Origin of the sequence: Gemmobacter lanyuensis (assembly GCF_014652355.1) — a bacterium.
Classification (GTDB): domain Bacteria; phylum Pseudomonadota; class Alphaproteobacteria; order Rhodobacterales; family Rhodobacteraceae; genus Gemmobacter; species Gemmobacter lanyuensis.
In genome coordinates this window covers 1-10,525 of sequence record NZ_BMYQ01000025.1, presented here as the reverse complement: position 1 = coordinate 10,525, position 10,525 = coordinate 1, and the positions used below count along the sequence as shown (strand labels likewise).

Below are 10,525 nucleotides of genomic sequence, written 5' to 3'. Positions count from 1 at the left end.
CGACGCCCTCATGCCCTGGAACTACCGGACCTGAACGGCCTCAGCTTCCCGCTTACGCTCCGACAGGAGCTAGCCGGGTTGGAACGCAGTGTCCGCCAGCTTGCCAAGGGTGATCCGGCCTGCCGCCGCATGATGTCCATGCCCGGGGTCGGTGCGGTGGTCGCACTGACCTATCGATCGGCTGTAGATGACCCTCGCCGCTTCACGTCCTCGAAGAAGGTCGGGCCATGGGTCGGCCTGACGCCCTCGCGAAACCAGTCAGGCGAGCGCGATGTCTCTTGCGGGATCACCAAGGCGGGCGACGTCAACCTTCGACGCGCCCTGTGCCAAGCTGCGACGGTCATGATGCACCGTGGTCGTTCGACCTGGCTGAGAACATGGGCCGCGCAGGTTGCCCGCCGCCGTGGCACAAAGCGCGCCATGGTCGCCTTGGCACGGCGCATCGGGGTAATCCTTCACCGGATGTGGGTTGATGATACTGAGTTCAGGTCCGACAGTGCGGTGCCATATGCGGCCTGACTACCAGAGTTCCAAACCGATGCTTGCCTGAGCGCAGGCCTTCGAGGTCCCCCCAGGGACGCGGTTCCGATGATGCCGCGGTCAGGACTGTTGCCGCTTTAGATCGAGCACGCCAACGAGATGGGCACATCGGAATTGCATTGAACCAGCATCATGTTGGCAGCCACCGCGCTGACCACGGACCGAAGCATGCACCCGGGTTGATCTCAGACGAAGGCGGCGGTGATAGCAGGACGGCCGAGAAAGAACAGATGTTCAAAACCGCACCCCAGCGGCCGACCCTGCATGCACAAAACCGCTTGACTGGGACGGCACCGTTACCGAAGTCCTGACCCTAGAGCGCGCCTTCATGAGCGATTGCAGTATTGCGCTGCAGCGCAGAAACCTTTACTGCTCATTTTTGAGTGATCGTGAATACATATTCAATGGAGATTGGCGCGCGATGACAAGCAGCCGGGACACGCTCCGCGAAGATGTTCATTTTCGCGTCCTGCGCATTCTTGATGCACATCCCGAAATGTCACAGCGTGATCTTGCCAAGGCTGTCGGTATTAGCACAGGCGGCATCCATTACGTTCTGTGCGCTCTGCTCGAAAAGGGTTTGATCAAGCTGGGAAAGTTCACCGCAGCCGAAGACAGGCGGCGCCATGCCTATGTCCTGACGCTGCGAGGCGTGGCCGAGCGCGCACGACTGACCCGCAGATTCCTGTCGCGCAAGATGGCCGAGTACGAAGCCCTCAGGACCGAAATCATCGAAGTCGGCGCCGATCTTACCGATAGCGATCTGGCAGCACTCCGCGCCGAAGCTAAAGCCCTTTAGGAAACGTCGTGATGCAAGACAGCCTTCAAAGCCCTGTGCGTGTTTACCCTGTGCCTGTTTGACAAAATGCACACACCACATAAAATCAGCCCTCTGCACAGAATCACATTCGCTGCCTGGCGGGCAGGGGCTGACGACAGCCGGTGCAAAGACACGGATTGGGTGAACAGACCGCACGACCCTCTCATTTGAGCCACCAAGACAGTTTTCGACCAATTCAGCTTTCACCATCGGTTTACAAATGTTCATTCTCTCCCTTTGCAACAGCAGCACAAGCACGCCGCAACGGCCGCTGCCCCGCGCAGCTCGCAGGGGGCAATGATGAATCGTGCAGCCCAAAACGACGTCGGACAAATCCGCAAGCACCTTCGCTTTACCCGCATCATCGTCCTGCTGGCCTTTGCCTTCAATGCGGGAACAAATGTTCTTCTCATCGGCTATTTCGCCCGAACGGGCGGGATTGATCTGGTCGGACACTGGGCTTTTCTAAGTGCTGTTGCCCTCACCGTGCTTATCCTCGATATGGGAACGGTCAATGCCCTGACCTACCGTATCGCACAGGACGGGGTGGAAAGCCTTGCGGCGGCAATTCGGCGGCTTCTGGGTCTTGCACTGGCTGGTGCTGGCGCCCTAGCCGTTCTGATTGCGGTCGCCATCAGCCTGTCACAGACACTCATGATCGGCACATTGCTGGCTGCCCTTTCGGCGCTTTTGCAGCTGTCGTCGAACTGGCTTGTCGCTATTCGCATGGGGCAGCAGCAACAATACTGGTTCAACGTAAAAGCGATCCTTCGTGTTTCTGTTCAAGCAATCTGCGCTCTAATCTTCATGCAGATCCTTGCGGCAGACGGCATGATTGTGCTTGGCATGGCATTGCTGATGGGCGGCATCGTTGAATTCATCATGACTTCCGTTCTAATCCGCAAGGAATTCACGGTCCGTGGTCCCCGCGCCGGGTTTCAGGAACTGCGCAGGCTTTCTGCGGGCTTCGGAGTGACAGATATATCGCAACGGGCCTATCAGCCGCTTTCGCAGCTGCTGGTTGCACAAATGCTTGGGGCGGCAGCCATCGGTATTTTCACCGTCGGCCTGCGCATCCCCGCCGTTGTCGGCCAATCCCTGAACGAGGCGCTGCGCGGGCTTTTGCCTGCGCTGTCAGGGATGTTCGCGTCAGGAAACCGCGAAGCAGCGATGGACCTGCTGCGCGACAGCGTCGCGTTACAGCTCACCGTCGTGGTGCCTGCCGGAATGTTCCTAATATTTCACGCCGACAGCCTCATCGGCCTCTGGATCGGCGTATCAGACACCAACATCGTTACGGCGGTGCGCATCTTTGCAACCGCACTTATCCTGTTTTCTGTCGCTACGCCCTTCCATTGGGCGGCACAAGCAGGCGGGCAGGCTCAGGCCATCGGAATGGTCGGCCTCTTGGTGGTCTGTGTCGTGCTCGGCTCCGGTGCGGTTGCGATGGCTTTGGGTGGCAACGTACTGGTCTTCGCAGCAATCTATGCGGCAGGCCAAGTTGCCGGCGCAATTGCAGCCATCTTCATCTGCGGCCAAAGGCTGGGGCTTGTTGGTGGGCTGATAAAATCGCTGCACCTTATACGCGCGACACTGTATCTGCTGGTTGCCGCCGGACTGAACTTTGCGACACTATGGCTTTCAGATACCCTTGACCCTAAACCCGCGCTCCTGATTGCGTTAATTGTGAATGCCGTCACCCTTGGTCCGCTTGCATTTGCGGCAATGCGCAAAGGGTGGATCTGACGATGTTTCTAAGTTTTCCGATAGCTTTTGCCTTCGCTCGCGCCGTCATATCCGTGGCACGCAGCCTGCGACTTCCCATTTCAGGAACAGGACTTTGACCAGATTCACCTACTTTGAGCCGCTGATCGACGGGCACTGCACGTTTTGGGCCCGCATGATCCTGATCATGGCATCGCGCGACCCACGGGTGACGGGGCTGCGTCTGGTGACAAGCGCCGCAATGCTGTCGCGGCTTGAACCCTATCTGTTGGACACCGCTGTGGAAACAGAAACGATTGCACCGGAACGGCTGACAGACATGACCAGCGGTTCGCTGTTGTGCCGTGGCCGCGCCCAGTGGCAGGCCGCCCGGCATCTGGCGCGCGACAGTGCGGTGTTTTTGCCGTTCTTTGACCACGCGGTTGTCGCGGCGGCCATTGACCCTGTCCCGATCGCGCGCGATGCCCGGATTTCGGGCGTCATCTTCCGCCCGCCAAATCGCCACGGCCTGCCTGTCACGGCGAAATCGCGGCTGGATGCGGCGCGGCGTTGGACCACCTATGCATTGGCGCGGCGGGTTACCCGCGGGCCGCTTTTTACTCTTGATGAACTTGTCGCCGCAAAAAGCGGCCCCGGTCAAAGCGGTGCCTTTGTGTTCCTGCCCGATCCGGCCCCGGATATGGCCTTGCTCAACGGCATCCACCCACGAAAGCGCGGTGACGGGCGGGCGGTCGCGCTGGTTTTCGGGGCGCTGACCCGGCGCAAGGGCATATTCCAAACCCTCGACGCTTGGCAGCATCTCGCACCGGCCGACCGCGCAGGGCTTGCCCTGCGCTTTGTGGGCCGTCTAGGCGACGCGGAACGTGCGCCATTCCTGGAAAACTTGGCCATGAAGCGCGCCGCACTGCCAGACGCCGTCATCGAACTGGAAGACCGTTTTTTGACCGATGAAGATCTGGCGGCAGAGATCACGGGCGCCGATATCATTCTGGCACCTTACCAAAACCACATCGGCTCTTCCGGCGTGATGCACTGGGCCGTGGCCGCAGGCAAACCGCTCATTGCACAAAAGACCGGTCTGATCGGCTATCAGGTGGATCGCTACCAGCTGGGCGCGACAACCGATTGTAGCGACCCCAAACAGATAGCGCGCGCGATCATGGCCGCGTCCGGGCAGGCAAACGCCGTCTTGGCCACATTCGCATCAAAACACACGCCTGCAAATTTCGTTCGTACAATTCTTGATGAAATGATCTGAAAGGTAACCCCGATGCATAGCAGATTGACACATCTCGCAAAGTTAACGGCCTCGGGCCTGCAACAGGGCAAGGGGGGCGGCGCATGACTATCGCTCTGTTTTGCGCGGGCGTCTTTTCCTTGTCCCTTCTTATCTATCCTTATGCAATCTATCCAGCATTGCTGCGTCTGTTTCCGCGTGCTCCGGTCGTGGGTGGGGGGCAGGGCGGAGCTAACACGCCCATAACCCTCGTTTTCAGCGCTTTCAATGAAGCCCGCTCGATTCAGGAAAAGCTTGAGAACATCGCCCGTCTTAAGGCCCGTCACCCGGATCTTGAAGTACTGGCGTATGACGACGGCTCTTCGGACGGCACGCTTGCCGCCATGCAAGCGCGGCCCGAATTGCTGGAGGTCATCGTCGGTGAAGGGCGACAGGGCAAGGCACACGGCATGAAAAAGCTCGCAGCCCGTGCAAAGGGCGACATCGTGATCTTCACTGATGCCAATGTGCTGCTGGATGAAGACGCGGTTGACCGGATCCGATTCTGGCACGGAGATCCGGACGTGGGCGGGCTGTGTGGCAACTTGCGCTATCTTGGCGCGGACACTTCCACAACAGCCTCGGTCGGCGGTGCCTATTGGCGACTGGAAGAAAAGATCAAGGACATGGAAGCCCAAACCGGCAGCGTTATGGGAGCAGACGGTTCAATCTTTGCGATCCGGCGGGCGCTTTACCCGGATTTTCCGGATACCGTGCTCGACGATTTCACCGTCTCGATGAACGTCGTTTTCCGCGGTTTCCGTCTGATCAAATGCAATGACGTTATCGCATACGAAAGACTGGTCGCTTCGCGCAGCGACGAGTTTTCGCGCAAAGTCCGTATCGCTGCACGTGCCTTCCACACCCATCAGCACCTCTCGCCGCAACTCGGCCGGATGTCGCTGCTTAACCGTTTCAAGTATGTGTCGCACAAGCTGCTTCGTTGGTTCGGCGGGCTGTTCCTCATTCTGGCGCTGCTCAGCTTCCTCGGATTTTGCTTCGCGCTGTCCCTATGGCTTGGTGTTCTTGCAGTGATCCTCCTGATCCTCACCGTAACACTAGCCTCAAGAACCGGGTTCACACCCCTCGATTCCATCTTTGAAATCGCGCTTTCCATGATCGCCACTCTCTGGGGCGTGATCAAGGCGATCCGCGGACAGACCTTTCAAACCTGGGTTCCTGCGGCGTCCAGATGACCTCACACAGCCATCACAACTCATTACCGGTCTCCGGAACCGCCACGCCAGCCGCCGCCTTGGACATTCTTGTTCTGGAAAAGGTTATGCCCTATCCCCCTGCAATCGCGGGGGATGCCGTCTATTCGCGCGGCATCATCGAAGCGTTGTCGTTGCGCGCCAATGTCACCGTGCTGTGCGCCGACAGCGGTGCAGTCCTGCCTGCTGATAGCCGCATCGAATGGCATGTCACGGGGCCGCAACGCAAAGGGCGCAAAGGCTCGGTCCTGTCACGCTGGCCGCTTCTGGCTTGGAAAGGGGCACAGCCCGACTATCACAAACGCCTTGATGTCCTGCTGGCGCGCAAATGGGATGCCATCATCGTTGACAACCTTGGCACCGTCCATGCCATGCCAAAGCTCGAAGCCTACCGGCGCCTGCATCCGGCCTGCGTGCTCGTTCACTTTTCGCATGAACATGAATATGCCACGCGGAGCAAGAAGTACGGCGCCTATCCCCTGTCGATCGTGGGTCGACTGGCAACCTGGCTTGATTTGGCAAAGATCTGGCAGTCCGAAACCCGCCTGCTGCGAAACTGCAATCTGGTCACCGTGCTGAACGAAGAAGACGAACGCCGCTACCGCGAGGTAGCCCCGGAGCAGCGCTATCTCATGCAAACCCCCGGTTATGACGGCAGAATCTCCCCGTCTCGCATCATTTCCGCGAAAACCCCGCGCCGGGTGCTGCTGCTGGGCGGCAGGCGGTCCGAACAAAAACAGCAGGTGCTGCTTGACTGGCTCAGGGCAAGCCACGCCATCCTTGCCCGAGCCGGTATCGAAACCCAGGTCGTCGGCGACATGCCCGACAGCCTGCGCCGCCAACTTGCCACCGACTACCCAACGCTGGATGTCCGCGGCTTTGTCGACGATCCTTCCGATTTGGTACTTGCGGCCCGCGCCGGTCTGATCGTCGACACGCTGGGCGGTGGCTTCAAACTGCGGCTGCTCAGCCATGTGTTCGAACGGCTTCCCATCATCGGACTGGCCGAGGCGATCGAGGGCCTGCCAACGGCAGCAGGCAAGGGTTACCTCGCCGCCGCCGACCATACCGCACTGGCGCATCTGCTGGTGGACACCATCGATGATTTCGACCGGCTGAATGACATCATGAACACCGCCTTTGCCGATTGTTCCGGCCGTTTTTCATGGGACAGCCGCGCAACAGCCCTGATCGCAGCGCTTGGCGGCGGCGGAGCAGCATCCCCCCAGACCCGGAGCACGCCATGACCGACATTCTGCATCATCCCCACGATCTGCCGCTTGGGCTTGGGTGCAGCCGACTCGGCTCGGTGAACGGCACCACCGGCGACGAGGCCCGGCTGCTGCTGCGCACCGCGCTTGAGCTGGGCATCCGGGTGTTTGATACTTCCAACATCTACGCGCAGGGTGACAGCGAACGCTACATCGGTGAAATGGTTGGCAACCGCCCCGATTGTGTCATCTGCTCCAAGGGCGGCAAATACCTGCCGCTGTCCAAACGGGTTATGGTCCCGCTCAAGGGGGCAATTCGCATCGCAACGCGCCATCTGGGCGGCGCGCGCAAAACCGTATCGCTGGCGCGGTCAAAGCCGATGCCCACCTGCTGGGACGGGCCTTTCCTGACCCGCGCGCTGGATGCCAGCCTGAAACGGCTGCGGCGCGACCGGGTTGATATCTACATGCTGCACAGCGCCCCCCCCGAGGTTCTGCGCCGGGGCGATGCCATCACCGCGCTTGTAAAAGCGCGGGCTGCGGGCAAGATCGGGCTGATCGGCGCTTCCCCCGACGATCCGGCCGCAACCGCCGCGGCACTTGGTGATCCGCGCATCAGGGTTCTGCAACTGCCGCTGCACCTTGGCGATACCAACTATGACGCGCTGATCGCGCAGGCCCGGCAGCAAGGCGTCGCCATCATCGCGCGCGAAATTCTTGGCGGCCCTGCCGGACTGACCGGCGGCACAGACCCCAAGGGCTTTGCCAGCCGCCGCATCACCGATATCCTGTCACGCCCGGATATCGCCGTGACCCTGATCGGCACAACCCGCCCCGCCCACCTGGAAGCCGCAGTAAAGGCAGCACAGGCGCGCAAGCACCAAGGGTGATGCCGGGCCTTGGCTTCAAAGTCTAGCAGTCTCAGTTGGCGTTTTGTGCGACAATGCGCCGATTGAGAAAACAAGTATCGTAAACCAACTCTGCGGATCGATGAAAGCAGAGCCTGCATACCAGACAACGGAACCACAGACCAAGCTGCGCCAAGGCGTCAGCACCCCGACTCCACGCAACAACCTTGCCGATAGCGTAAGGAAGATGGCGGTGCCAACAATTCCTAGATACGTCACCATCCACCAAAATCCGTTTGACAGTAGATCGGAAGCGCCAAGGCTTCCATACCAAGGAAACAGGATAAACGCCCCGGTCTGATGCCAAACCTCAACGATAATGCTGTAGACATCATCATCGTTACCTATCCCAAATCCAAACAACGGAAATTTTGATAGCGCTTCAATACCCACAAGGGGGGCAGAACCAATACGTCCGAAAAAGCTACCCGTAGAACTGTGGCCGCCAAGCACACTATCCAGTAACGCAAAAATTGAATCAGCATTTGACGTAACCACCGCGAGGCCAATGCCAAGGAAAATCAAAAGCAGCAACAAATTGGTGAAGCTTCGCGGCCAGAACTGCCAGATCACAACTCCAATTAGGTAAAAGCTCATCTTGAAGCTCGGTGCGACAAAGAAACTCACAATCAGCATCGCACCAAGCAAGGCCCACGAAGCCAATTTGCCTGACTTGTTCGTTAGCATGAACACCATCACTGACAAAGATGACAACGTATCTGCAAGAAACGACGGCTCACTGGCAAATACAGTGGTGCGGACACGCCCGTAAATCTCAAGGTCACGGTCCACGGCAATATAAACACCGCGCCCAGTTTCAGAATAGATCAGGGCTCGCGCTTGATCGAACAATGCCTTGAGAAAAAACGATTCCATGAAGGCCAGCGCAATGAATACAATCCAAATGGTGAAGATTAATTTGCGCGTCTGTGCAGAATCTACTTTGCCAAGTGCAAACATCATTGCCAGCGCCCCCACCATTGAGGCGACAAGCTGCACAACACTCAGGATTGCGCCGCCAAATCCGCTTTCCCCACCGCCCAAAAAGGGCTGAAAAAGAACAAATCCCAGCAACGCGCAAAACTTTAACCCGCTGGTCTTCCACAGAGTAGCCGAAAACCAAATGGCGACGACTGCCGAGCTGAACAGCATCAGATACATCGGGACAAGAATACTGCCGCCCGAATAAAGGGACAGCCGCAGATGTGCCCCAATCACGTAGACAAGAAAAAGTACGAGTATCAACCGCGTTTGCTTCAGACTCGTCGGTTCTGAAACCGACGCATGACCAGGCTGCTGAAAGATCATACTGGTCATGCGTGGTTGCTCTCGCTGCGATGCACTTCTTGTCGACATTGCACTTACGAGATTACCCGACACTTCTCAACCACCGGTCAGTTGCACAGGGCCGGCCGTGTCTGCTTGTTCGATCTGCGGGGCAGAAATCCGCAAGGTCATGTCGACTGCGCCGCCAGTCAGTCCGATTCGGAAAAAGCTAATTAACCGGTCCGTCGCACCGCCCGAAAGGGTGCGGGTCGTCGACACCCGCGTTCTGGACGCCAGCGCATCGGTGATGTCCGTGCCGCCGCTGTCGCCACCGACGCTGCCCACAAATTCCTGCAAGCGCAGGAACACACGATCCACTTGCGTCAGGTCGCCCGCTACCAGCCGCACATAGGCGCTTGATGTCCATGTCTGCCCACCGGCCGCCGCAATCGGGTTGGCGCTGTCCAAAAAGTTGATAAAAACCGCCGATCCCGACGGGGTGCCGTTCAGCCGGATGTCAACATAGGGCAGGCCCTCTTCCTCACCTACTGCCACAACTTCCGCAGCATCAAAGCCACCGATGCTCCAGGTCTGCAGCAGCGTCCCCCCCGCACCGACCGCTGCTCCCGACAGGCGACTGTTGGCCACAAGGTTCACACCTCTGCCCGGCTCTGCCTGTGTCGCGGCCCGCGGGGCCCGTTCCTCGGCAGGGGCCTGCGTCACCGGTTCTGCCGGCGGTTCGGCCGGTGCAGGTACGCTGGCCAAATCATTGCCCACTGGCAATTCCAGCGTCATTCCCGTCATGATCCGGTCACAACTCTCCAGCCGGTTCAACACACAGATGCTGTTCCAAGCGTCAAGATCGCCCAGCTGTCGCGATGCGATGGTCTGCAATGTATCGCCGGGTTGAACAAGGTAATTCTGCTGTGCGAATGCCTGCGCTGCAAAAGTGAATGCCACGAATGAATATGCAATAATGCGCATGTCATCTCCAATGCTCTTTTGTCGCCTTTGACAAGGCTCCTATCGTGCTTCGACATTGCGGTGAGGGTCAAGTAGATCACTTAACGTTCCCCTCCTGTGAGCTGCCAGCAACTCTGCAGTGTCAACTGAGACAGCGGTCACTCGGGCCTTGGCAAACAAGATGGCGCGCGCGATCTGGGCCATGCAGACTAAGAAAGAAGACTATCGGGATCCCGGCCTCGCAGCCGCTTGAGCAAACGCTCGGTCGCCGCGGGATCAGGAGAGGTGGGCATGTGAGGAGGTCGTGAACGTCAAGGGCAAATGATCGGACTGATCGGGACCAGGAAAAGCACCGAGGCTCCAAGAGCGAAAAGCTCGTCGAGTTGATTTGCGCCTGTTCCGCGTATCTCCATGACGGCCGGCGGCAACTACATCGCCGCATCGACAGGCCTGACACATGACCGCACCCGATCACATGCTCGGCGGCACGAATTTATCCTTGCATGAACCGGGGCATCCACACATGGAGCCTCCGGCAAACCCAGAGCGTGTGTGGATGCCCCCTGTTTGGCAAGCGGAATCTTCGGTTTGTCGGCGGGGTC

9 protein-coding genes are annotated in these 10,525 nt (G+C 58.9%); 7 read left to right on the top strand and 2 right to left on the bottom strand.

What is annotated here, in order from left to right; all coding sequences use genetic code 11:
* From IE101_RS19250 to IE101_RS19220, 7 genes are all read left to right on the top strand, one after another.
* The coding region (locus tag IE101_RS19250; RefSeq protein WP_189635469.1) for a transposase at positions 1-519 on the top strand (519 nt) is incomplete at its 5' end.
* A 349-nt stretch (positions 520-868) separates the two neighbouring features.
* Positions 869-1,339 (top strand): MarR family EPS-associated transcriptional regulator, encoded by a 471-nt coding sequence (locus tag IE101_RS19245; RefSeq protein WP_229804326.1) that lies wholly within the window; start codon positions 869-871, stop codon positions 1,337-1,339.
* A 321-nt stretch (positions 1,340-1,660) separates the two neighbouring features.
* Positions 1,661-3,106 carry an oligosaccharide flippase family protein gene (locus tag IE101_RS19240; protein ID WP_189635468.1) on the top strand — a complete coding sequence of 482 codons (1,446 nt, stop codon included), beginning with the start codon at positions 1,661-1,663 and terminating at the stop codon, positions 3,104-3,106.
* A 94-nt stretch (positions 3,107-3,200) separates the two neighbouring features.
* Positions 3,201-4,343 carry a glycosyltransferase gene (locus IE101_RS19235; RefSeq protein ID WP_189635467.1) on the top strand — a complete coding sequence of 381 codons (1,143 nt, stop codon included), beginning with the start codon at positions 3,201-3,203 and terminating at the stop codon, positions 4,341-4,343.
* Between the two features lie 83 nt (positions 4,344-4,426).
* Positions 4,427-5,557: a glycosyltransferase family 2 protein gene (locus tag IE101_RS19230; protein WP_189635466.1), complete on the top strand. Its 1,131-nt coding sequence runs from the start codon at positions 4,427-4,429 to the stop codon at positions 5,555-5,557.
* Entirely contained in the window at positions 5,554-6,822 is a 1,269-nt protein-coding gene (locus tag IE101_RS19225; protein ID WP_189635465.1) for a glycosyltransferase family protein, read from the top strand. The genes IE101_RS19230 and IE101_RS19225 overlap by 4 nt, the downstream gene beginning before the upstream one ends.
* Positions 6,819-7,676 (top strand): aldo/keto reductase, encoded by an 858-nt coding sequence (locus tag IE101_RS19220; RefSeq protein ID WP_189635464.1) that lies wholly within the window; start codon positions 6,819-6,821, stop codon positions 7,674-7,676. The genes IE101_RS19225 and IE101_RS19220 overlap by 4 nt, the downstream gene beginning before the upstream one ends.
* 15 nt (positions 7,677-7,691) lie before the next feature.
* Here the strand turns inward: IE101_RS19220 and IE101_RS19215 are convergent, their stop codons facing one another.
* A complete protein-coding gene (locus IE101_RS19215; RefSeq protein WP_189635463.1) occupies positions 7,692-9,011 on the bottom strand; it encodes a hypothetical protein in 1,320 nt (439 codons plus the stop codon).
* 66 nt (positions 9,012-9,077) lie between these two features.
* On the bottom strand, positions 9,078-9,944 hold the full coding sequence (locus IE101_RS19210) for a LysM peptidoglycan-binding domain-containing protein (protein WP_189635462.1): 867 nt from the start codon (positions 9,942-9,944) through the stop codon (positions 9,078-9,080).
* Between the last annotated feature and the right edge of the window lie 581 nt (positions 9,945-10,525).

What these genes read in the sequence shown, in the direction of transcription:
- IE101_RS19225 (WP_189635465.1), top strand. Translation starts at nt 5,554, where the DNA reads ATGACCTCACACAGCCATCACAACTCATTACCGGTCTCCGGAACCGCC.
- IE101_RS19220 (WP_189635464.1), top strand. Translation starts at nt 6,819, where the DNA reads ATGACCGACATTCTGCATCATCCCCACGATCTGCCGCTTGGGCTTGGG.
- IE101_RS19210 (WP_189635462.1), bottom strand. Translation starts at nt 9,944, where the DNA reads ATGCGCATTATTGCATATTCATTCGTGGCATTCACTTTTGCAGCGCAG.
- IE101_RS19245 (WP_229804326.1), top strand. Translation starts at nt 869, where the DNA reads ATGAGCGATTGCAGTATTGCGCTGCAGCGCAGAAACCTTTACTGCTCA.
- IE101_RS19215 (WP_189635463.1), bottom strand. Translation starts at nt 9,011, where the DNA reads ATGACCAGTATGATCTTTCAGCAGCCTGGTCATGCGTCGGTTTCAGAA.
- IE101_RS19240 (WP_189635468.1), top strand. Translation starts at nt 1,661, where the DNA reads ATGAATCGTGCAGCCCAAAACGACGTCGGACAAATCCGCAAGCACCTT.
- IE101_RS19230 (WP_189635466.1), top strand. Translation starts at nt 4,427, where the DNA reads ATGACTATCGCTCTGTTTTGCGCGGGCGTCTTTTCCTTGTCCCTTCTT.